Origin of the sequence: Streptomyces sp. NPDC002730 (assembly GCF_042888805.1) — a bacterium.
GTDB lineage: Bacteria > Actinomycetota > Actinomycetes > Streptomycetales > Streptomycetaceae > Streptomyces.
Genome location: NZ_JBIAQG010000004.1, coordinates 309,536 through 331,391 on the forward strand (window position 1 = coordinate 309,536; position 21,856 = coordinate 331,391).

Sequence of the window (21,856 nt, forward strand, 5' to 3'; positions counted from 1 at the left end):
CCGCAGAAGAGAGGACGGTGCGCCACCGGACCCCACGAACGGTGGCGCACCGCGGCTACTTCAGTACGCGCACGTCGGACGCCTTCACAAAGGCGACCCGGTGCCCGAACTGGATCTCGTAGTACGCCTCCGTGCCGCGCACCACCCGGTGCCCGGCGGTGTCGAACGTCGTCGCGTACAGGTACTCGCCCAAAGTCCGGTCACCGACCACGTACCGCTGGCCGGTGAGAAGCTTGTACGGCAGCGGGGAGATCGGCTGCACGGGCACATCGGTGGGGTACGCCGTCGGCTCCGGATAGGCCCGTCCGTACACCGGAATCTCCGCCACGCCCTCCTTCGGCGTGAGCACCCAGCCCCGGGCGCCGACCGCCGTCGGCTGCTTGCGCGGGTTGTGGAACCAGGCCTGCTGGCCCAGGTACCAGATCGCCGTCCAGTCGCCCTGGCGCCCGGCGACCGCGTACTGCTGGCCGGTCGAGGCACGGGCGCCGGTGTCATTGACGTCGATCGTGGAGTCCTGTCCGTCCGGACGCAGACCGATGTCCTTGACGAGCGGGGCGTCCTCGGCGGGCGCGATGTGCAGCCGGACCGCGCCCGACCCGTGCGGCACACACGCCTGTCCGGCCTTCACGCAGCCCGTGTACACCGGCTGGTTGCTCAGGTAGTCGGGGCGGATGGTCACCACACCACTCGCCGGTCCGGCGGTCCGCCTGAAGGGGTTGCCGAGCAGCTGGAAGTAGTGGGACCAGTCCCAGTACGGGCCCGGGTCGGTGTGCATCCCACGGATGGTCGCGGCGGTCGTGCCCGGCACATTGTCGTGGCCGAGGATGTGCCGGCGGTCCAGCGGGATGTCGTACCGCTTCGACAGATACCTCACCAGCCGGGCGGATGAGCGGTACATCGCCTCCGTGTACCAGGCGTCCGGCGAAACCAGGAAGCCCTCGTGCTCCAGGCCCACCGACTTGGCGTTCACGTACCAGTTGCCGGCGTGCCAGGCCACGTCCTTGAGCGGCACGTGCTGGGCGACGTGCCCGTCCGAGGAGCGCAGGGTGTACTGCCAGGAGACATACGTCGGGTCCTGCACCAGCTTCAGAGTGGTGTCCCAGGAGCCCTCGGTGTCATGGATGACGATGTACTTCACCGACTGGGACGCGGGCCGGTCCGCCAGGTCGTGGTTGCCGTAGTCGCCGTCGCCGAACTCCTCGTACGGCGCGGGGATCCACTCGCAGGCCACCGTCCGAGGGCACTCGGTCTTCTTCGCGTCAGCCGTGCGCAGCCCGAGCCGGGCCGCCTGCGCAGGGTCGGGCGCCGTGGCCGGGTCGGCCGCGAGCGCGACCCGCTGCCCGCTGTCGGTGACGCGCGTCTGGCCCGTGCGGATCACGTCGAAGACATCGTTGGCGTACGTCGTGGCGGTCGCAGTGTCGTCCGCGCCGGAGAACCGCGCCACCGCGCCGAACCAGTCGGCAGGGTTCCCGCTCAACGGCAGGCCCAGCTTCTTCTGCGCGTCGGCGAGCAGAGCCGCACCGCCGCGCACATTGGCGGCCGGACTGTCGCGCAGCTGCTCGGCGGAGATCCCGGAGAGCTCGACCGCACGGTCCAAGGTCCGCAGCCGGGCCGGGAGTTCGGACGCCTTGGGCAGAGCGGCCTCGGTGACCGTCCGGGCCGGACGCGCGTCGTCGCCGCGCGCGTCCTCAGTGCCGTGCGAATGGTGCGGCGCCTCGGCGAGCGCCGTCCTGGCGTCGGTCAGATGCATCGGACCGTAACCGCCGGTGACACTCGCCGCACCGCCGTGCGTATCCCAGCGGGACTGCAGATAGGAAACTCCCAGCAGCACGCTCTGCGGCACACCGTACTGGGCGGCCGCCGCGGCGAAGTCGTGCTGCAGCGCGCCGGACGAGGGCCGCTCCGCCGTGGCGGACGGTCCGGCCGAGACCAGTGGCAGCAGCAGGGCGGCGGAGGCCACCGCGCCCCCTGCCCTCAGCATGCGGCGACGGGCGCCTCTCGGTCGTGCGGGGGCGGATCCTTGCAAGGCAGCCTCCAGGGACGGATGGTGCGCGACGGGCCTGCGGGCTCGGACCCGACTACAGGGGTATCGGCTCCCGGACGATCCGTCAATCATGCTCAGCCGCAAGGATTTCGCACGTCAGCGCGGGTGCCGCGGAGTTTCGCGGTGAGGGGTCGCGGGCCTGCGGGGCGTCAGTGGCCTGGACCAATATCCGTATACGGAAGGAGAGTTCGACCATCCCGGCGTGGGGGTTACGAGAGCCGCCGCGCGCTCGCCCGTCGGGCAGACACCTGACGATTGCCACACCGTCCGGCCACGTTCCACAACCACCCGAGCAGCACAGTGCGCTACGCACCCAGTGTGTCGGCACTGGGCGCGTAGCGCACTTCCCCCTTGTGGTGGCCGGTCAGCGGGTGCCGACCGCAGCGCGCACAGCCCGCCGTGCCAGCGCGCAGTCATCGTGCAGCCGCCGCAGCAGCAGCCGCTGTTCCTCACCGGCCGACAGTCCACCGGGCGGCACATGACCGGCACCCGCAGGTGCCGCTTCGCGCATCGTCCGCTGCACAGCCGTCTCGTAGGTACGGATCTCCCGTGTCAGCACCAGCATCAGATTCACCAGGAACGCGTCCCGCGCAGCCGTTCCCGCCTGCTGTGCCAGCTGACTGATCTGCCGACGCGCTACCGGTGCATCACCCAGCACCGACCACAGCGTCGCCAGGTCGTAGCCGGGCAGATACCAGCCGGCGTGCTCCCAGTCGACCAGCACGGGACCCGCAGGCGACAGCAGGATGTTGGAGAGCAGCGCATCGCCGTGACAGAACTGCCCCATCCCCTGCCGTCCGCCCGCGTGCGCGAGACCGTGCAGGAGTTTCTGCAGATCGCCGAGGTCACGGTCGGTGAACAGGCCCAGCTCGTGATAGCGCGAGATCCGGGGCGCGTAGTCGAGCGGGGCGTCGAACATCCCGGCCGGCGGCCGCCAGGCGTTGAGGCGGGCGATCGCGCCGAGGGCGGCCCGTACATCGGCACGGGGCGGAGCCTCGGCCGGGTGCCGTGCAAGGGCCGCCGCCCGGCCCGGCATCCGCTCGATCACCAGTGTGCAGTTGTCGGGATCCGCGGCGATCAGCCGCGGGGCCCGCACCGGTGGGCGGTGCCGGACGAAGGCGCGATAGGCAGCTATTTCGTAACGGAACCGCTCGGCCCAGACGGGCGAGTGGTCCAGTAAGCATTTGGCAACGGCCGTGGTGCGTCCTGTGGTTCCGACGAGCAGTACGGAACGTCCGCTCCGGCGCAGCACCTGAACCGGATTGAACTCCGGGCAGATCCGGTGCACCGCCGCGATCGCCATCCGCAGCTGCGCGCCCTGAGGGCCGGACAAGTCGATTCTCCCGCTGAGGGGTTGGCTGACCATCCCCGCCGGCCGTTGAACCCGACCGGCGTGAGTGGGGTCGAGATACGGTCCGGTGCCGGCCGGGACAGCGGAGGAGCGCTGCGGCCGGGGCGGAGCGGACACGGAGGACGATGCTGTGTACATGCGGGTTACAGATCCCTTCGCGTGCCGACAAGTTGCGTACGCGGCCCCGCCCCGGCAACCGATCGGCACCCTGGGGAATGCGTCCGGCTGCCGGGCCGAGGTGGCGCGTTCCTACGTGACACCCGGTCGCGGGTGGCACACCATCTGGCGCACCCTGGCGAACCCTGGCGAATAGTCGCCAGGCATCTGACAGGGGGTTACTGTCAACTCAGCCGAGAACCTGGGGGCTTGACGTGACCGGAGAACCCAACACCCGCCTCTACGACTTGTTCGGCCTGGCCGGCTGGTCGAAGGGGGAGCTCGCGAGACTCGTGAACCGGCAGGCGGCGGCCATGGGCCACCCTCAGCTGGCGACCGACACCTCGCGCGTGCGGCGTTGGATCGACATGGGGGAGTCCCCGCGCGATCCCGTGCCGAGAGTGCTGGCAGCTCTGTTCACCGAGCGACTCGGTCGTGTCGTGACCATCGAGGACCTCGGGTTCGTACGGATCGGGCGAGCGGGTAGACGGCGGGACGTCCAGGGAGCTGACAACCCTGACGGCCTTCCGTGGGCGCCGGAACGGACGGCGGCGGTCCTCACCGAATTCACGGGAATGGACCTCATGCTCAACCGACGCGGCCTGGTGGGCGCGGGCGCCGCGCTCGCCGCAGGCTCCGCACTCAGCAGCGCCATGCACGACTGGCTGCACACCGACCCCGCACTCGCTCAGGACGCACCCCGTATCGACAGTCCCCTGCACGCCGACCCCGCTGGGTTCGACCGCTATGAGGCCGCCCCCATCGGGTCGCAGGAGATCGAGGCACTGGAGCGTTCCGTCGAAGTGTTCCGTGCCTGGGACGCCGCCCGTGGCGGCGGGCTCCAGCGCAAGGCCGTTGTGGGACAGCTCAACGAAGTGGGCGGCATGCTCGCCTACCGACACCCCGACCATCTCCAGCGGCGCCTGTGGGGCGTTGCCGCCAACCTTGCCGTACTCGCCGGCTGGATGTCCCACGACGTCGGCCTCGAACCCACCGCCCAGAAGTACTTCGTCATCGCCGCCCACGCGGCACGCGAGGGCGGCGACCGCCCGCGCGCCGGCGAAGCGCTCTCCAGGGCCGCCCGCCAGATGGTCCACCTGGGCCGTCCTGACGACGCCCTGGACCTGATGAAGCTCGCCAAGTCCGGCTCCGGGGAACAGACCCTGCCGCGCACCCAGGCGATGCTGCACACCATCGAAGCCTGGGCTCAGGCCTCCATGGGCCGCGGTCAGGCCATGCGCCGCACCCTCGGCGAGGCGGAGGACCTGTTCGTATCCGACAAGGGCGATGTACCGCCCCCCAGTTGGATGCAGATGTTCGACGAGGCGGATCTGCACGGCATGGAGGCACTGGCGTACCGCACCCTCGCCGAGCACGATCCGACTGCGGCGAACACCGCGCAGAACCACGCCAAACAGGCGCTGGAGCTGCGCGAGGGCGGCCGCCAGCGCTCAAAGATCTTCGACTACATCTCGTTGGCGTCGGCGTGCTTCATCGCCGACGACCCCGAACAGGCCGACCGTTACGCCAGGTTGGCGCTCGTCTCGATGGGGGAGACCTCCTCGCACCGGACGTGGGACAGGCTGCGGGAGATGTACCGGCTGACAGGGCACTACGCGGGCTACCCGAGGATCCAGGACCTGCGCGAGGAAATCCAGCTGGCCCTGCCCAACAGCCCCTCGAAGAGGTCGAGGAGCGTCGAGATCTAGAGAACGACTTCCAGCGAACCACCATAGATCCAGCAGCCTGGGTCGGTTCAGGCGATCCAAGCGATCCAGGCGCGCCCAACCACCAGGAAGCAGTTCCGCCGAGCGCCGGAAGGCGCGTTCTACGCGCCGATCCTCGCGACCATCACACAGGCGTCGTGCTCGCGGTCGTTCTCACCGAACTCCTCGACGACCGTCCGTACGCACCCCTGTGCGTCACGGGCCCCGCTGAACCGCGGTGCCAGCGCGAGCAGCCGGTCCGTGTCGCCCTCCTCGGCAGCGCTCGTGCGCGTCAGCCCGTCGGTGTGCAGGATCAGCAGATCGCCGGGGAGCAGCTGCACCTCGGCCTGCTCGTACGTGGCGGCGGACGTCGCTCCGAGCAGCACCCCGTCGGGCGGCGTCAGCGCACGCCCCGTCCCGTTGCGGAACAGCAGCGGGGCGGGGTGTCCTGCCTGCGCCCAGGTGAGGGTCCGTCCGGCCGGGTTGTAGCGGCAGCACACCGCACTGCCCAGGGCGGGCTGGACCGATGTCTCCAGCAGGTGATTGAGATGCGCCATCAGCGGCCCGGGCCGGATCCCGGCCACGGCCATTCCGCGCAGGGCGCCGAGCAGCATCGCCGTCGTCGAGGTCGCGGTCACGCCGTGCCCGGTGAGGTCGCCGACGCTCAACAGCGAATCGCCGCCCGGCAGTTGGAGCGCGTCGTACCAGTCGCCGCCGATCAGCGCGCTGTTCGTGGACGGCAGATAGTGCGCGGAGACGTCCAGCGCGATGGGTCCGTCGAGCGGGAACTGCAGGGAACCGCGCCAGGGCGGAAGCACAGCTTCCTGCAGTTCGACCGCGAGCCGGCGCTCGGTCTGTACGAAGTGCTGCCGACGCTGCAGCGAGTCACGGGTCTCACTCACCGCGCGCTGGCTGCGGCGCAGCTCGCTCACGTCCCGGAGCACGGCCCACATGGAGGCGGTGGAGCCGTCGGCGTCCAGTACGGGCTCGCCCATCATGTGCACCGTACGGACCCGCCCGTCGGCCCGGACCATGCGGAACTCGCCGTCGATGGGCCGGCCGTCGACGAGGCAGTCCGTCACCAGCGCGGTCAGCAGCGCCTGGTCCTCCGCGAACACGATGGCCGGCAGTTCGTCCAGGGACATGGGGCCGCTCTCCGGGGAGCGGCCGAGGATCTGGTAGAGCTCGTCGGACCAGTTGACCTCGTCGGTCAGGAGATTCCACTCGGCGCTGCCGACGCGGCTGAGCAGCGAACCGGTGCGCTGGGCGTGGTCCGCCTCGTATTCGGCGAGCTCGTCCTCGAAGGCGTCGACGGCTTCCTCCGGCAGCCCTTCCTTGAGCTGTCCCAGGTGGGTGCCGAGATCGTCGAGATGGTGCACCGCCAGGTCGCACAGGGCCCGCTGCCACCGCCCCTGCGGGTCGCCATCGTCCACCACGGCGTCCCGTCGCACGGCGTCCACGTCGCCACGCAGCCGGCGCGTCTGAGAGATCAGCGCGTCGACGGTGCCGCGCTCGGGCGGCTGCGGGGCGGGACGGTCCGCGAACACATGGGACGGCATGTCGTACTCCGATACAGGCGCGGCCACTGCCAGGTCCGAATGAGTGGACCTGTTACGACTGTTGCACAGGGAGCGAGGGCCCGTAAGGGATTTGGCAACACTCGATACGGTGGTGCCTCTGTCATATGTCACGGGCCGTCCGATTGCCCCGGGCCGCCGCGCACACCGTTGTATCACCGTTGTATCCCGGCCCGAGCAAGGCTGGAGCCTGTTGTGCAACGCTGCGACCTGAGAGGTGAGTGCGATGGTCAAGGCTCCGCAGATCAGAGTCCGCAAACCGGTGCGGAGCAAGCCCGCCCGCGATCTCGACCTGCGGACCCCGTCGGGGAGAGTGCTTCCGTTCTGAGGGGCGCCTGTACGGAGCAAAATCAGGTACGTGCGAGCGCGGCAGCGCCGAAGGAGACGTCGAACCGGTCGCACCAGATGCTGACGCTGGTGTACTGCTTCAGATCCAGATCGGCGGGCAGGGCGTAGTTCTGGTCCCCCTTGTTTCCCTTGAGCTTGCCCAGGCTGACGTACTTCCCGTCGTCGAAGACGCGCCAGCCGGCGGTGCCGTCCTTCACCGCGGCATCGGTGATCCACACCCGCAGATCGGGGCCGTTGCTCGTATCGAGGTTCTCCAGCCTGAGCGTGCGCGTCCCATCGGCCAGCTGCAGTACCTTCACCGAGCCACGCGTACGGTGCTCATGGCTGATCAGCTCGCCGGAGGCCAGTGTCCGCGGCGTCGCAGGCGCCGGGGCCTTGGTCACTCCGGCCGTGGGCTCGGCCGGGTCCGCCGGGCCCAGGGTGCCGGACGCCGTGGGGATCGGGTCCTTCACGGTCTCGTCCACCCACAGTTTCCACGGCTGGAACCAGTACAGCCCCACACCGGCCACTGCCAGACCGACGACCAGCGCTGCCACACCCCACGGTCTGCCGAGCCACTTCCGTATGCGCCCCACTGTCGTCTCCTGTCATCGCCGGTCCTGACCGGGCCCGCCCAGGGCCCCCGCCTCAATTCAACGTCAGGACGAGCCGGCCGGAAGGGCTGAGCACGATGACGAAAGTCTTACGTCGTCCGGACCGGGCTCGGTGCGGCATCGCTCTGCGTGACCAGGACCGCTGAGGGATGATCAGGCGCAGACCGTACGAGGGGGAGACTTCGATGACCGTTGCCCTGCGCGTGCCCGCCACGTCATCCGCACCCGCCATGCTCATACGCCCATGGCACGAAGAGGACTTGGCGGCACTGCTCGAGGCATACCGCGATCCCGCCCTGCGGAGGTTCACCAGGGTGCCGGTGGAGAGTCACGATGACGCCCTGCGGTGGCTGGACGTCCGACAGCGGGGCTGGGACGCGGGGGACCATCTCGGCTTCGCCGTGCTCGAGGAACGGGACGACGGCGACAGTGGCGAAGGCAGACTCGTGGCCAATGTGGCGGTCAAACGACCCGATCGCGCCGAGTCGTCCGGCGAAGTCGGCTACTGGACCGTGGCCGAAGCCCGGGGCCGCGGTGTGGCCCCGCGCGCCCTCGAGGCGGTCACGGTCTGGGCCTTCGACACCTTCGCCGACGACGGGCTCCAGCACCTGGAACTGCTCCATCAGGTGGACAACGCCGCCTCCTGCCGCGTCGCCGAGAAATGTGGATACGTCTACCAGTCGACGCTGCCGCCATACCCCCCGTTCCCCCTCGACGGCCATCTGCACATCCGGATCGCGCAGTAAGCATGTCCCCGGCGCACACAGCACCGCGTCCGCCGGCTCGCGGAAGAGCATCAGGCGGACTCACCCTCACCGCCATCGTCGTGGGCACGTGCACCTTGGTCGGAGCACATGATCAGACGAAGGCGGTTCGTCGGGCCGGTATGGGCGCAAAAGCGGAGATCGAGCGGGTGCGTGCGAAGCCCTGCACCGGCCCGAACAGGTCACCGCGTCCACCGACCTCCCCAGCGGCAGCGGATCACCGCACTCCCGGCAGTGCCGCCCAGGCTACGAAGTCCGGCGGGCGGCTCAGCACGTTCAAGGGATCAATCGGGGCATTCCGGAGCATTCGACCCTAGGGTGGGCGGTTGTGAACGGCCACCAGCGAGTGCGGGACGACGAGGGGAGCGCGGCCCGACTCCTCGCGCTGTCGGACGGCGTGTTCGCCATCGCGATGACCCTGCTGGCGCTGGACATCACGCTGCCCGCCGGGCTGGACCCCGCCGGTTTCGAGCACGCGCTGGGGCATGTGATGCCCAACGTGTGGGCGTACGCCCTCAGCTTTCTGGTCATCTCGGCGTTCTGGCGGGGCCACCACCAGATCTTCCGGTACACGCGGGAAGTGGATGGGACGGTCATCAGGCTCGGGCTGCTGAGCCTGGGGCTGGTCGCTCTGATGCCCTTCCCCACCACCCTGCTGGCCGAGTACGGGGACCTGTCGCAGTCGGTGGCCGTCTACTCCGGCGCCGTCGCGGCCATGGGGGCCACACAGCTCGCGCTGACCGTCGCAGTGTGGAAGCGCCCGTGGCTGGGCAGCGCGGCGCTGCCCGATCCCGTCGCGCGCAACGATGTGGCCGATATGGCGGCGACGGTGCTGGTCTTCGCCGTCGCCGTGCCGCTCGCCTTCGTCTCGCCGGCGGGCGCGAAGCTGTGGTGGCTGGTGCTGATCCCGGTCAAGTCGGTGACGGGCAGGCGGGGCAAGCGCCTGCGCGCGGCCGCCCAGCAGTTCGGCGCCCGGTAGGACTCCGTCAGGTCGGCGTGGGGCTGGGGCACCTGCCTCCGCGCCGTTGAGGCACCCAGGGACTGTGTGAAGCGCCGTTCGGGGTAACGGCGGGTGTCGCGGAGAGTGGCCGGGAGGCGCGGGTCGTACGTTCGGCCGGCATGACGAACGTATCGAGTGATCGAGCATCCGGCCCCACCCGCCGCACCGCTCTTGCAGGGCTCGCCGGTGGGGCCGGGACCGTGCTTGCCGCTGGGTGCACCTCGTCGGGCGCGTCGCCCGCGAACGCGGGCACTCCAAGTCGCCCGGCGTCGGCCTCCGCCCCGGCGGGCGGTCCCACGCCCGGGGTGATGACGCTCTTCAAGGACCCGGCCCTCAACTTCAACGGGCTCCTCGCGCTCGGCGCGTCCGGTTACGGCGCCGGTGAGGTGGGCGAGGTGCTCACCGCCGTGAACGCGATCAACAAGGCCGGCCTCTCCGCGCAGACGTACACCGAGACCTTCAAGAAACTCGGCGATCAGCTGATGGAGGCGCCCCAGGGCAGCAAGCCCGGGACGGAGACCACACGCTTCCGCGCGTTGCGGGCCGCGCAGTACTACGGCCAGGCACTGTTCTTCGTCCTCGGCTCCGACGACCCCGGCAGCGAGGAGCAGCTGTACAAAGCCGGGCGCGGCGCCTGGGACAAGTTCTGCGAGCTGTGCGACCCGGCACCAGTGACGGCGAACGTCCCGTACGGGAAGACCCCGCTGCCTGTGTGGCTCTTCCGGCCGGACGACTCCGGCGGGCGGCGCCCCACCGTGATCCTCACGAACGGCAGCGACGGACAGAACGTCGACATGTGGACCTACGGCGTCGCGGCCGCTCTGGAGCGCGGCTGGAACGCACTCGTGTACGACGGGCCCGGCCAGGGGCAGTTGCTCTTCGTCGACCAGGTGGTCTTCACGCCGCGCTGGGAGACCGTGGTCACGCCGCTCGTCGACTGGCTGGCCGCCCGCTCGGACGTGGACACGGGCAGGATCGCCCTGACCGGGCTGAGCATGGCCGGGGATCTGGCCCCCCGGGCCGCGGCCTTCGAGAACAGGATCGCCGCTCTGGTGGCGATGCCCGGCGTGCTGGCGCCCTGGCTGGGCTTTCCTCCGGAGCTCCGCAAGATCCTCACCCCGGACAAGGAGGAGACCAACAGCATCTGGAACAAGGAGGTCGTCCCCGAGCTGCCTCCGTCCGCGGCCGCGACGATGAAGAAGCGCATCGAGCCCTTCTCCGTGCCGGCGATGCTCGACGCCCGTAAGGGCAAGATGTTCACCGACTTCTACACCCCCGCCAAACTCATCGAGTCGCTGGACATCACGAACGTCGTGGCCCGCATCAAGATGCCCACGCTTGTCCTCGACTACGACTACGAGCAGTTCTATCCCGGCCAGCCGCGCCAGATGTTCGACAAGCTGACGGCTCCCAAGGACTACGTGAAGCTCACCACGGCCACCGGCGCGCAGCTGCACTGTTCCCCGATGGCCCCGCAGCAGCACTGCGAGGTCGTCTTCGACTGGCTGCAGGAGAAGCTGTCAGGCAGCTGACCTCTGCGGCATGACATCCATCGCCTCACACGGTGATGACGACCTTTGCGCGCGCGTGTTGCACTTCGAGGTACCGGATGGCCTCGGGTACCTGGCTCAACGGGTATGTCCGGTCGATGACCGGGGTGACCTTTCCCGACTCGGCGAGCTCCCTCAGCGCCGCCAGATTCTCCTTGCCCGGCGACTCCGTGAGTGCGAGCAGCCGATGGCGGACGAAGGGTGACAGCGCCTGCCCCCTGATGAGGAGACCCATCGGCCCGACAGGACTGCCGCCGCCGGACACGCCTCCGCCGGACATGACGAGCGTCCCCGCGGGCGTCAGCGCGCGTCTGCATTCGGTCAGTGAACGGTTCCCCACCAGGTCGAACACGACGTCGTACCGCCGTCCGTTCCGGGCGAAGTCCTCCTGTGTGTAGTCGATGACGTGGTCCGCACCGAGCGACCGGACCAGGTCCACGTTTCTGGTGCTGCACACGCCGGTCACTTCCGTGCCGAACGACTTGGCGATCTGTACGGCGAACGTACCCACGCCTCCTGACGCGCCGTTGACCAGGACGTGCTGTCCCGGTTGTACTCGCCCGACGTCGCGCAGGCCCATGAGGGCGGTGTTGCCCGCCAGCGGCATCGCAGCCGCCTGCTCGAAGGTCAGGTTGGCCGGTTTCGGCTCCACCATCTCGTCCGGGGCGCACACGTACTCGGCAAATGCTCCGTCGGCGTTGCCGAGGTCGCCGTACACCTCATCACCAGGACGGAACCGTGTCACGTCTGCGCCGACCGCTTCCACCCGGCCCGCGAAGTCCCTGCCTCGTATCTGTCTCTTGGGTCCGCCGAACCCGAACACGGAGGGGAGCATCAGTCGCGCGATGTACGGGTCGCCGCGCATGACGTGCCAGTCGCGCGCGTTGACCGCCGCCGCGTGGACCCGTACGAGAACCTCTCTGGCGGCGGGCACCGGCTTGTCGGCCTCCCCGAGTTCCAAGACGTCAGGTGAGCCGTACCGGTCCTGGACGATTGCCTTCATCGGGTTCTCCGTAACGAACGAGTTCGGTGCGGAAGGGCCGGCCGGCCGGAAAGCTCCGCACTACTCGCGACCGTAGACGAACGCCCTCGGCGCGGGCATCGGGGACCATCCCTAGGTGACGCACGGATCTCCCGCGGCCGACAGCCGCGGAACCGCCTCACGGCAATCGAGGCGAAGTCGCCCGGGCGCCGCCGAACGCGCGGGCCGGGGCCATTGTCAGTGGTGGGCGGCACTATGAGAGCCATGACGACTTCACCTGCCGCTCAGGCCGCTGCCGCCACTCTCGCCGACGCCGCCGCGTACACAGAGGCGGTTGGGACCGCCACCAAGGCCGCCGCCGCCTACTACGCGACAGGCGAGAGCACCCTGGACGACGACGCGTACGACCGTCTGGTGCGCGGCATCGCCGCCTACGAAGAGACTCATCCCGACGAGATATCGGCGGCCTCGCCGACCGGGAAGGTCGCCGGCGGAGCGGCGGTCGGGGATGTGCCGCACACGGTGCCGATGCTGTCGCTGGACAACGTCTTCTCCGCCGAACAGCTGCTGTCCTGGACCGCCTCGGTGGAGCGCCGGATCGGCCGGCCGGTCGAGCAGTGGAGTGTCGAGGCCAAGCTGGACGGCCTCGCGATAGCCGCCCGCTATGAGAACGGCCGGCTCGCCCGGCTGATCACCCGCGGCGACGGGAGCGCGGGAGAGGACGTCTCGCACGCGATCGGCACCATCATCGGCCTGCCCGACCGGCTCGCCGAGCCGGTCACGCTCGAGGTGCGCGGCGAAGTCCTCATGACCACCGAGCAGTTCGAGCATGCCAATACGGTACGCACGGAGCACGGCGGAGCCCCGTTCGCCAATCCGCGCAACGGCGCGGCCGGCACACTGCGCGCCAAGGACCGCCAATACACAGTGGAGATGACGTTCTTCGGCTACGGCGTGCTGCCCCTGCCGACCTCCGACGCGGACCTCGCCGAGCGGATGGGGGAGTGGCCGCACAGCGAGCTCATGACCTACGTCGCGGACCTCGGCGTGCACACCGCCGAGACCACCGCCGTCGCGCCCCGCACACTGAAGACGGTCGACGAGGTCCAGGCGCGCATCGACGAGATCGCCGCACTCCGCCCGGAGCTGCCGTTCGGTATCGATGGCATCGTCATCAAGGCGGACCGCGCCGCCGACCAGGCAGCGGCAGGCTCCGGCTCCCGGGCGCCGCGGTGGGCCATCGCGTACAAGCTGCCGGCGGTGGAGAAGGTCACCACCCTGCTCGGCGTCGAGTGGAATGTGGGGCGCACCGGGGTCATCGCGCCACGCGCCGTACTGCGGCCGGTGGAGATCGACGGATCGACCGTCAGCTACGCCACCCTTCACAACCCCGCCGACATCACCCGCCGCGGCCTGCGCATCGGCGACCAGGTGATGGTCTACAAGGCGGGCGACATCATCCCCCGCATCGAGGCGCCCGTCGCCCATCTGCGCACGGGTGACGAGCAGCCGATCGTCTTCCCCGAGGTGTGCCCGCAGTGCGGCTCCGACATCGACACCTCCGAGCAGCGCTGGCGGTGTGTGCGGGGCCGCAACTGCCGTCTGGTGGCCTCCGTCTCGTACGCCGCAGGACGCGACCAGCTCGATATCGAGGGCCTCGGCGCCACCCGCGTCGTCCAGCTCGTCGAGGCGGGTCTCGTCGCCGACTTCGCCGATCTGTTCACGCTGACCCGCGGTCAGCTGCTGGACCTGGACCGGATGGGGGAGACCAGCACCGACAATCTCCTGGCGGCCATCGACGGAGCGAGGACGCGACCGCTGTCGCGGGTGTTCTGCGCGCTCGGCGTACGCGGCACGGGCCGCTCCATGTCCCGCCGTATCTCCCGCCACTTCGCGACCATGGAACACATACGAGCCGCCGACGCCGAAGCCCTGCAGCAGGTCGAGGGCATCGGCGTGGAGAAGGCCAAGGTGGTTGTGGCCGAGCTTGCCGAACTGGCTCCGCTCATCGACCGCCTCACTGCCGCGGGTGTCAATATGACCGAACCCGGCGCGACTCCGCCTGCCGACGCCGCCGACGCCTCCGATACCGAAGGCGGGGAAGCCGGCGGTCAGGCCGCGCCCGCCGCGGACGCGGGCCCGCTGGACGGTATGACCGTCGTGGTCACCGGCGCCATGACCGGAGCCCTGGAGAAGCTCTCCCGCAACCAGATGAACGAACTCATCGAGCGGGCCGGCGGCAAGTGCTCCTCCAGCGTCTCCAAGCGCACCTCACTCCTCGTGGCCGGTGAGAACGCCGGATCCAAGCGGGAGAAGGCCGGGCAGCTGGGCACCCGGATCGTCGCTCCGGACGAGTTCGCCGACCTGGTGGCCGACTTCCTCGACGAGACCGGCTGACCGGCCGGCGGTATGGAGGACTCAGCCGCGGCGCCCGACCGCGTCGCGGCTGAGAAAGGCCGGCCGCGCCCGTTTCTCCGGCTTGTCGATCTCGGGCCCGAGCACAAAACCCGCCCGGACCATCCGCTCGATGGCCTTCTCGTTGCGGGCGTCCGGCTCGACGACAATCCGCCGGTGCTCGGGGTCGGCCAGCGCGTGGCCGATGAGCATGTTGAGGAGGCCGCCGGTGAAGCCGCGCTCCGTGCCGCCGTCGGCGGGCTCACCCCGCTCCTCGACTCCATTAGGTTAGGCTGACCTAACTTGATGGAGGGATGTTCGGGAGACAATCCCGGGCCTGTGGGGAGGAGTACGTGGTGGGTCATGGCTGGGAGGGCGTCGTCCTCAAGTTGATGCGCGGCAAGGACTTCGAGTTCACCGTGACCGGGGCAGAGGAGATCACTGAGCATTTCCGACGGGTGCACTTCACCGACGGCGGAATGCTCGCACTGACCGGCGTGCACCCCACCATGTGGGTCCGCGTCTGGTTCGACAACGGCGGCAAGCCGCATCAGCGCGCGTACACCCTGGTGGATCCCGACCCCGCCGCCGGGACCTTCAGCCTGGAGTTCGCCCTGCACGACGGTTGCGCGAGCGGCTGGGCGCGCAAGGCCCAGCCGGGCGACACGATCGAAGCGACACTCCAGGGCACTGGCTTCGCCACGCCCGACCCACGGCCGACGCGTCTCCTCGTCGTCGGCGACCCGGCCTCGCTCCCCGCGATCAACTCCCTGCTCGACGCGCTTCCGCAGGTGCCCGCGACGATCTGGTTCGAGACGACGCACGAATCGGACCACAACCTGCCGCTACGGCTGGACCCCGCCCACCACGAACTGCTCAGGATCCCCCGCCGCGACGCCGGCGCCCACCTGGTCGAGGAGGTGAAGACCGCTCTGCCGGGCCTGCTCCATGACACGGCCGACGCTTACGTCTGGATCGCCTGCGACACAACGACAACCCGGGCCCTCACCACGTATGTACGCAAGGACCTGGGCCTGCCGAAGGACCGTGTCAATGCCCTCGGATACTGGCGCACCGCCTGAGTGCCGGCTCAGCAGCGGCCGCTGGGAGCCGTCACCTTCCCCTGCGTGATCCGGCTGCGGTCGATGAGGAGTAAGGCTCAGCCCAGGACCAGGAGGCCGACATCGGCGGACGGGTCAGCCGAGACGGAACCGTTGGTGCCCCTTGTTCTCTTCGGTCGGCGGCCGAAGTCTCATCCGCGCTCGCGGAGGTACACCTCCAGCTCGGCGGCCCCGGTCAGCATCGCCCGCCCGCGGGCGGACAGTCGGCCGCGCCAGTCGCACAGTGCGGCCTCCAGCGGTTCCAGCCCGCCGGCCGCCCGCACCTGGGCGATCAGCGGGGCGATCTGCTCCAGCAAGTAGCCGCCCCGCCTGAGCTGGTGGGCCAGCCGGGCGTCCCGTACGTCGGCCTCGTCGTAGACGCGGTACCCGGTCAGCGGGTCGCGGCGCGGGCGCACCAGCCCGGCGCGCTCCCATTTGCGCAGCGTCGCGGGCCGGATTCCGAGCTCCCCTGCCAGCGGCCCGATGAACGTGCCGCCGGGCCCGGACACCGCCGCGTCGGGTTCGGACGCCGTGGTGGGCGCCAGGTCGCGGAGAGCGTTCTCCACGGCCTGGAGTGTCCGCCGGTCGTCGAGTAGTTGGGCGTGGCTCTCGTCGATGAGGCGGAACGCCTCATCGACCGCGCCCTGGTTCACGGCCCGCATGATCGACGTCGCCGTCTGGTGGCTGTGGCCGGGCACCAGGGCGAGGAACGCGCCCAGAGCCCGCGCGTGCAGCGAGGTATAGGTGCGGTAGCCGTGGGGTGTGCGATCGGCGGCCGGAAGGATGCCGGCCTCCTCGTAGTTCCTGATCGCCTGCGTGGACAGACCGTGCCCGCGCGCCAGATCAACCGGCCTGAGTCGCTCGCTGTTTTGAAGGTTTCGTCCCACGGGCCTGACGATATCGCGGAAAAGTCTCAACCGAAGGTTCAGCGATACCGTTGAAGGCATGGCTACTGACATCAAGGACACCGCCCATGCCGTCGAGGCCGCCGCCGTCATGAGGCTGCTCCCGGCCCGGCCTCGGCTGCTCGCCCTGGGCGAGCCCACCCACGGCGAGGACGCTCTGCTCGATCTGCGCAACGAGCTCTTCCGGCAGCTTGTCGAGCAGGAGGGCTACCGGACGATCGCGATCGAGAGCGACTGCATGATGGGCCTGGTCGTGGACGACTACGTCACCTCGGGCACGGGCACTCTCGACGAGGTCATGGAGCAGGGAATCAGCCACGGCTGGGGCACCTCCGCGGCCAACCGCGAGCTCGTGCGCTGGATGCGCGCCTACAACGGCCGCGCCGACAGGGACGGCCGGCCCGCGTCCGAGCGGCTCCGCTTCGCCGGTTTCGACGGCCCGCTGGAGATCACCCACGCCGCGAGCCCCCGGCAGGCCCTCACCGCACTCCACGACTACCTCGCGTCGGCCCGGGTGGACGCGGACCTGCTCCCCTGCACCGCGGACACACTCGACCGCCTGCTCGGCGCCGACGACCGGTGGACCAATCCCGCCGCGATGATGGACCCGTCCCAGTCCACGGGGCAGTCGGCCGAAGCCGGCCAACTGCGGCTGCTCGCCGACGATCTGGTGGCACTGCTCGACCAGCAGACGCCGCACCTGCTCGTGACGACCTCGCGGGACGACTGGGACCGGGCGCGCCTGTACGGGCGCACCGCGACCGGCCTGCTGCGCTACCACCACTGGATGGCCGACACCTCACCGGTCCGCATGACCCGGCTGGTGGGCGTCCGGGACCAGATGATGGCCCACAACCTCCTCGCCGTCGCCGAACGGGGCCCGGCACTGGTCCACGCCCAGAACGCCCATCTCCAACGGGCCAAGAGCTCGATGCGGATGGGCGGGATGCCGCTGGAGTGGTGGTGCGCCGGTGCACTGGTGAGCGCCCAGCTCGGCGAGGAATACGCCTTCGTGGCCACGGCCCTCGGCACGATCCGGCACCAGGGAGTGGACACGCCGCCGCCGGACACCGTCGAAGGACTCCTGTACGCGCTCCCGGAGGACCGCTGCGTCGTCGACGCCCCGCGGCTGGCCACCGTCTTCGGCGATACGCGGCCCGCGCCCCGCGTATCCCCCTGGTTCGGCTACGCCCCGCTTGACCCGGCCCACCTGGCGGACAGCGACGGCATCGTGTTCGTCAAGGACGTCCCGCAGAGCTAGGGCCACCATCAGCAGTCCGGCCAGTCGGGGCGCCTCGGAGGCGCGGGCGGCGTTCCGGCCGTCAACGGCGAATACGACCGCTAAGGGCCGGGCGCCCCCGGGTGCCGGCAGGCTGGTGACCTCCGCGATGGCCTCCGGTGACGGCTTGAAGTACCGCTTCACGTTTCCGGCTTGCGTGCCTCGACTCGGCCATGAGCATCAGCAGGCTCGCTCCGGCCTTCCCGAGGTGGGTCAGGCCGGAGTGCCTCCACTCGTGCGGCTCCCAGCCGGTGCCCTGCCCGGCTGACGCGATGTGCCGGTCCAGCAGCTCGCGGGCCTGCCCGTACGACAGCCGGGCCGGCCCGGTGTCCGGGCACACATCGAGCGGCGAGACGACCTTGCCGGGGCCAGGGCGGCGGTGGGTGACGAACACCGGGCCGCGGCGGCGAGCCGGGCGCTCTCGGCCGGCCCGCCGCCGCGAGGCCCCAGCGGCTGCTACCGCGCGACCGGCAAGGTCACGCTGCTGACCCCGGTCCGTACCGTCATCCGGGTCCCGGCCGGGTAGCGGAGCGTGTAGTCGTAGTCCGTCGAGATCAGCACCACACCCAGCCGGTGCCCCTTCTTGAAGACGTAGTCCTGCGGCTGCATTCCCCACTCCAGCCGGTACTCGCGTCCCTCCACCACCTTGTCCTGGTGTGCGATGGAGTCGCGGTTGCGGGCGTCCAGCCAGCCGCGCGACACGATCTTGAAATCGGCGGTCTCGGTACGGTGCTTCGTCCGGTACGCGCAGCCCGTGTCGCCAGGGATCCCCTCGCCGTAACAGACCTCCTGCGACGTGTCCGTGAGCGTCCCGGCCGTAGCGCGGGTGTCGGTGCCGTAGTCGACGAGCAGCGCCGTCACATAGGGCGATGTGCCGTCCAGCGAGGCGCGCACTGACACCTCGGGCACCCCGTTGACCCGCACATCCCTCACCAGTGGGCCGGTGGCGTACGCGAGACGGTTCGCGTTCTTCCCGTCCGGATCGGTGACGAGTTGCTCCGCCGTGACCGTACGACCCGCGTCCGACAACGACTGCTTCACCGGCCAACTCGGCAGCGGCGACAGGCCGTCCGCGTTCAGCCGCAGCGTCACATCACGCGTGCCGCGCGCCGGCCAGTCGGACTGTTGGCGCCAGCTGAAGTCCGCCTGCTCGACGTCGACCGGCGGCGCGTCCAGCGCACCGTTGTCCAGGCCGTAGAGCCAGTGGTCGAACCACTGGTGCATCTGGCTCAGCCACTCCTCCATCCGCAGCGGCATCGGATTGATGTGACCCCCTTGGTGCAGCCACAACTTGCGTGGCACATGGTTCTTCTTCAGCGCCTCCCACAGCTGCCCGGCGTTCTTGGTCTTCACATTCCAGTCGTTGAGGCCGTGCACGACGAAGACCCCGGCTTTGATCCTCCCGATGTCCTTGAGGTAGTCACGCTCTTGCCAGAACGGGCTCCAGTCACCGGTCACCCGGTCCTGTTCCGCCGTCAGCCGGTCCAGGACCGGCTTGCAGATTTCGCGGTCGGCGCGGCTGTACACGTACTTGGCGAGTACATCGGTGTCCTCTCCCTGGTAGCCGCCCGGCGCCAAGACGCCGCCGTTGGCCCGGTAGTAGTCGTACCAGGAGGAGATCCCGGAGATCGGCACGATCGCCTTCAAACCCTCAACGCCGGTGGTCGCCACGGCCGTTGGCAGCGTGCCGTTGTACGAGATGCCCATCATCGCCGCATTGCCCGTCGACCAGGCCGCGCCGACCGGCTGTCCATTCAGGTCCCAGCCCTTCGCGCGGCCGTTCAGCCAGTCGACGGCAGCTTTCGCGCCGAGCGTCTCGTTGCGCCCGCCGGAGGTCGGGCAGCCGGTCGAGCCGCCGGTGCCGACGCTGTCGAGCTGCGCGACCGCGTAGCCGCGCGGCAGGAAGTAGTTGTCGTAGTACCCGCCCCAGGGCACCGAGGGCCCGGTCAGCGCCGGCCGGTTCGGGTACGGCCGGAGCGCTGCGGCGACCGGCAGCCCGTCCTCGTCGAGATCGACGCCGTGATTGGGTACGTCGTTGCCGCCCGCCCAGTACGGGCTCGCCTCGATGATCGTGGCGACCTTGAGCCACGCATCGGTCTCCTTGGGCCGCAGGATCCGCATCCGGACGGTGTCGCGCCTGCCGTCACCGTCGCTGTCCGTCGCCGTCTCGATGTCCACCTGCTGTAACACCGCGTCGGCGCGGGAGAAGACGGGCTGCGTCCGGTTGTCGACGATCCTCAGCGCCGGGTCGTCCGCCTGCGCGACGGGGGCGGGCAGCGCCGCCAGCAACGAGGCGGCGATGGCCGTGACGCCCAGCCTCCGTACCGTACGGACAACAGTGGGTCTCGCCATCGTGCCTCCAGGGCCCGGGAAGTGACGATCACGCGGGAAGCGCGCGCACATTCCACCGCGTGCGCGCGCCCGGCGCCAGACCCCCTCCCGTCACGCGCGGCCCGCGTGTCGCGCGGCCCGCGCGGTCCTGGGTTCCAGGTCGCAGGCGGCCTCGTGGGTCATCGCGGAGACTCCTCCTCCTGGGGGCCGTGCGCGTGGTGCGAGGCGGAGCCGCCGGTGAGGGTGGTGCTGACGTTGCCCTCCTCGCCCGGCTCGACGACCAGGAACTGGCCCATCATGCCCTGGTCTTCATGGCGCAGGACATGGCAGTGGTACATGTACGGCGTCTTGTCGTCGGTGAGGGTGTCGAACCGGACCGCGAGCTTGATCGTGCCCGTGACCGGCAGGAACGCGGTGTCCTTGGGGCCCCGCATATGGGCGGGCGGTTCCCGGCCGTTCACCTCGAGTACGTTGAACGTGGCGCCGTGCAGATGGAAGGCGTGCAGCCAGCCGTCACCGCGCTCGATCTCCCAGATCTCGGTGGCTCCGGCAGCCACCACTTCGTCGACCCGGTTCATGTCCATGGTCTTGCCGTTGATCTGGATACCGACGAACGTGAACTTCCTCTTCTTGGCGGAGCCAGGGACCTCGATCGCCGCCGGCGCACCCGCGATCTGCGTGGGCAGCGGGGGGGAGTCCTTCAGGGTGGCGGCGGCGCGTAGCGCGATGATGTCGAAGGTGTCGTCTCCGCCCACGAAGCGCCTGTCGGGGAAGCCGATGCCCAGATCCGGCTTGAAGCTGTGCAGCACGGCCTCCTCACCGGGCTTGAACTCGACGACGATCTCGGCCCGTTCGCCGGGGGCGAGCCGCAGTCGGGTGAGCGCCTGCGGGCGTTTGAGTACGCCGTTGTCGGTGGCGACGAGATGGAAGCTCCGGTCGCCGGGGAAACCGAGCTGGTAGATCCGCGCATTGGAGCCGTTGAGCAGCCGGAGGCGTACGCGGCGTGTGGTGACCTCGAAGTACGGATCGTAGGTGCCGTTGACCAGGATGGTGTCGCCGAGCACGCCCATGTTGTCGACGGCGGCGATGTCGTCGCTGAGGCTGGTCTCGCTGAAGTCGAGTGATCCGTCGTCGTGGAAGTTCTTGTCCTGGATCACCAGGGGTATGTCGTCGATTCCGTACGCGGACGGGAGGCCGTTACGGTCCGACTCCTCGTCGTCGAGGATGATCATCCCGGCGACGCCGCGGTACACGTGCGAGCCGGTGGAGCCGTGCGGGTGCGGGTGGTACCAGAGGGTGGAGGCAGGCTGCCGCACGGTCCACCGAGGCCGCCAGGTCGCGCCGGCGTTGATCGTCTGGTGCGGGCCGCCGTCCGTCGAGGCGGGCAGATGCATGCCGTGCCAATGCAGGGTGGTGGGCTCGGGCAGGTTGTTGCGTACGTTCATGGTCACCTTGTCGCCGCGGCGGGCGCGCAAGGTGGGGGCGAGGTAACTGCCGTTCGCTCCCCAGGTGTCGGTCTTCTTCCCGGGGAGGAGTTCGGTGCGGCCGGGGGCGAGTGTGAGGTCGTACCGCTTGCTCCCGTCGCCGGACGGGGACGGGTCGAGGAGCGGGGGGATCTTCAGCCGGCGTGTGAAGTCGAGCGTGCCGGCATTGCTGAGTTCGTGTCTGTTGTACGCCACAAGCCAGTTGGTGGCCCAGCCCGCGCCGGCCAGCAGTGCCGCACCCCCCACGCTCAGCAACAGGCGACGACGACCGAATCGTGCAGCGGACATGGTG

Annotated in this window: 15 protein-coding genes and 2 pseudogenes; 7 read left to right on the forward strand and 10 right to left on the reverse strand. The window is 69.8% G+C overall.

Features of this window, described 5'->3' with window-relative positions; all coding sequences use genetic code 11:
- Nucleotides 1-55: 55 nt before the first annotated feature.
- Together ACFYXH_RS12575 and ACFYXH_RS12580 are read right to left on the reverse strand one after the other, a co-directional pair.
- A complete protein-coding gene (locus ACFYXH_RS12575; protein WP_389562057.1) occupies nucleotides 56-1,981 on the reverse strand; it encodes an N-acetylmuramoyl-L-alanine amidase in 1,926 nt (641 codons plus the stop codon).
- Between the two features lie 427 nt (nucleotides 1,982-2,408).
- On the reverse strand, nucleotides 2,409-3,533 hold the full coding sequence (locus tag ACFYXH_RS12580; RefSeq protein ID WP_327321563.1) for an aminoglycoside phosphotransferase family protein: 1,125 nt from the start codon (nucleotides 3,531-3,533) through the stop codon (nucleotides 2,409-2,411).
- Nucleotides 3,534-3,766: 233 nt separating this feature from the next.
- On the opposite strand from ACFYXH_RS12580, the gene ACFYXH_RS12585 reads away from it, so the two are divergent.
- Entirely contained in the window at nucleotides 3,767-5,260 is a 1,494-nt protein-coding gene (locus tag ACFYXH_RS12585; RefSeq protein WP_389562058.1) for a hypothetical protein, read from the forward strand.
- A 119-nt stretch (nucleotides 5,261-5,379) separates the two neighbouring features.
- On the opposite strand, the gene ACFYXH_RS12590 is transcribed toward ACFYXH_RS12585, so the two are convergent.
- Both ACFYXH_RS12590 and ACFYXH_RS12595 read right to left on the reverse strand, forming a co-directional pair.
- Entirely contained in the window at nucleotides 5,380-6,816 is a 1,437-nt protein-coding gene (locus ACFYXH_RS12590) for a PP2C family protein-serine/threonine phosphatase (protein WP_389562059.1), read from the reverse strand.
- 368 nt (nucleotides 6,817-7,184) lie between these two features.
- Nucleotides 7,185-7,757 carry a DM13 domain-containing protein gene (locus ACFYXH_RS12595; protein ID WP_389562060.1) on the reverse strand — a complete coding sequence of 191 codons (573 nt, stop codon included), beginning with the start codon at nucleotides 7,755-7,757 and terminating at the stop codon, nucleotides 7,185-7,187.
- 203 nt (nucleotides 7,758-7,960) lie between these two features.
- Between ACFYXH_RS12595 and ACFYXH_RS12600 the strand changes: the two genes are divergently transcribed.
- The 3 genes from ACFYXH_RS12600 (at nucleotide 7,961) to ACFYXH_RS12610 (ending at nucleotide 11,071) form a co-directional block, all read left to right on the forward strand.
- The gene (locus ACFYXH_RS12600) at nucleotides 7,961-8,521 is read left to right on the forward strand and encodes a GNAT family N-acetyltransferase (protein ID WP_389562061.1); all 561 of its coding nucleotides are present in this window, start codon (nucleotides 7,961-7,963) and stop codon (nucleotides 8,519-8,521) included.
- 346 nt (nucleotides 8,522-8,867) lie between these two features.
- Nucleotides 8,868-9,518 (forward strand): TMEM175 family protein, encoded by a 651-nt coding sequence (locus ACFYXH_RS12605; protein WP_389562062.1) that lies wholly within the window; start codon nucleotides 8,868-8,870, stop codon nucleotides 9,516-9,518.
- Nucleotides 9,519-9,847: 329 nt separating this feature from the next.
- Nucleotides 9,848-11,071: an alpha/beta hydrolase family protein gene (locus tag ACFYXH_RS12610; protein ID WP_389562063.1), complete on the forward strand. Its 1,224-nt coding sequence runs from the start codon at nucleotides 9,848-9,850 to the stop codon at nucleotides 11,069-11,071.
- A gap of 25 nt (nucleotides 11,072-11,096) precedes the next feature.
- Here ACFYXH_RS12610 and ACFYXH_RS12615 read toward each other — a convergent pair whose 3' ends face one another.
- Nucleotides 11,097-12,092, reverse strand: a complete 996-nt coding sequence (locus tag ACFYXH_RS12615) for an NAD(P)-dependent alcohol dehydrogenase (RefSeq protein WP_389562064.1) — start codon at nucleotides 12,090-12,092, stop codon at nucleotides 11,097-11,099.
- Nucleotides 12,093-12,335: 243 nt separating this feature from the next.
- On the opposite strand from ACFYXH_RS12615, the gene ligA reads away from it, so the two are divergent.
- Nucleotides 12,336-14,468: an NAD-dependent DNA ligase LigA gene (ligA, locus tag ACFYXH_RS12620; RefSeq protein WP_389562065.1), complete on the forward strand. Its 2,133-nt coding sequence runs from the start codon at nucleotides 12,336-12,338 to the stop codon at nucleotides 14,466-14,468.
- A gap of 21 nt (nucleotides 14,469-14,489) precedes the next feature.
- Here the strand turns inward: ligA and ACFYXH_RS12625 are convergent.
- Nucleotides 14,490-14,699, reverse strand: a pseudogene (locus ACFYXH_RS12625) (GNAT family N-acetyltransferase); the annotation flags it as partial.
- Nucleotides 14,700-14,821: 122 nt separating this feature from the next.
- On the opposite strand from ACFYXH_RS12625, the gene ACFYXH_RS12630 reads away from it, so the two are divergent.
- Nucleotides 14,822-15,547, forward strand: coding sequence for a siderophore-interacting protein (locus ACFYXH_RS12630; RefSeq protein WP_389562066.1), 726 nt, complete (start codon nucleotides 14,822-14,824; stop codon nucleotides 15,545-15,547).
- A gap of 170 nt (nucleotides 15,548-15,717) precedes the next feature.
- On the opposite strand, the gene ACFYXH_RS12635 is transcribed toward ACFYXH_RS12630, so the two are convergent.
- Nucleotides 15,718-16,452 carry a TioE family transcriptional regulator gene (locus ACFYXH_RS12635; RefSeq protein WP_389562067.1) on the reverse strand — a complete coding sequence of 245 codons (735 nt, stop codon included), beginning with the start codon at nucleotides 16,450-16,452 and terminating at the stop codon, nucleotides 15,718-15,720.
- Between the two features lie 58 nt (nucleotides 16,453-16,510).
- Here ACFYXH_RS12635 and ACFYXH_RS12640 point away from each other — a divergent pair, with 58 nt between their 5' ends.
- Complete coding sequence (locus ACFYXH_RS12640) at nucleotides 16,511-17,731, forward strand: erythromycin esterase family protein (protein WP_389562068.1); 1,221 nt, start codon at nucleotides 16,511-16,513, stop codon at nucleotides 17,729-17,731.
- An 87-nt stretch (nucleotides 17,732-17,818) separates the two neighbouring features.
- Here the strand turns inward: ACFYXH_RS12640 and ACFYXH_RS12645 are convergent.
- The 3 genes and pseudogenes from ACFYXH_RS12645 to ACFYXH_RS12655 form a co-directional block, all read right to left on the reverse strand.
- Nucleotides 17,819-18,242 (reverse strand): annotated as a pseudogene (locus ACFYXH_RS12645) (site-specific integrase); the annotation flags it as partial.
- Nucleotides 18,206-20,101 (reverse strand): Xaa-Pro dipeptidyl-peptidase, encoded by a 1,896-nt coding sequence (locus tag ACFYXH_RS12650; protein ID WP_389562069.1) that lies wholly within the window; start codon nucleotides 20,099-20,101, stop codon nucleotides 18,206-18,208. The gene ACFYXH_RS12650 and the pseudogene ACFYXH_RS12645, both read right to left, overlap by 37 nt.
- Nucleotides 20,102-20,259: 158 nt before the next feature.
- Nucleotides 20,260-21,852 (reverse strand): multicopper oxidase family protein, encoded by a 1,593-nt coding sequence (locus tag ACFYXH_RS12655; protein WP_389562070.1) that lies wholly within the window; start codon nucleotides 21,850-21,852, stop codon nucleotides 20,260-20,262.
- Between the last annotated feature and the right edge of the window lie 4 nt (nucleotides 21,853-21,856).

Bases quoted from the DNA above. Each gene is read 5' to 3' on its own strand.
- ACFYXH_RS12575 (WP_389562057.1), bottom strand. From the start codon at position 1,981: ATGCTGAGGGCAGGGGGCGCGGTGGCCTCCGCCGCCCTGCTGCTGCCA.
- ACFYXH_RS12580 (WP_327321563.1), bottom strand. From the start codon at position 3,533: ATGTACACAGCATCGTCCTCCGTGTCCGCTCCGCCCCGGCCGCAGCGC.
- ACFYXH_RS12590 (WP_389562059.1), bottom strand. From the start codon at position 6,816: ATGCCGTCCCATGTGTTCGCGGACCGTCCCGCCCCGCAGCCGCCCGAG.
- ACFYXH_RS12600 (WP_389562061.1), top strand. From the start codon at position 7,961: ATGACCGTTGCCCTGCGCGTGCCCGCCACGTCATCCGCACCCGCCATG.
- ACFYXH_RS12610 (WP_389562063.1), top strand. From the start codon at position 9,848: ATGACGCTCTTCAAGGACCCGGCCCTCAACTTCAACGGGCTCCTCGCG.
- ACFYXH_RS12615 (WP_389562064.1), bottom strand. From the start codon at position 12,092: ATGAAGGCAATCGTCCAGGACCGGTACGGCTCACCTGACGTCTTGGAA.
- ligA (WP_389562065.1), top strand. From the start codon at position 12,336: ATGACGACTTCACCTGCCGCTCAGGCCGCTGCCGCCACTCTCGCCGAC.
- ACFYXH_RS12640 (WP_389562068.1), top strand. From the start codon at position 16,511: ATGGCTACTGACATCAAGGACACCGCCCATGCCGTCGAGGCCGCCGCC.
- ACFYXH_RS12650 (WP_389562069.1), bottom strand. From the start codon at position 20,101: ATGGCGAGACCCACTGTTGTCCGTACGGTACGGAGGCTGGGCGTCACG.
- ACFYXH_RS12655 (WP_389562070.1), bottom strand. From the start codon at position 21,852: ATGTCCGCTGCACGATTCGGTCGTCGTCGCCTGTTGCTGAGCGTGGGG.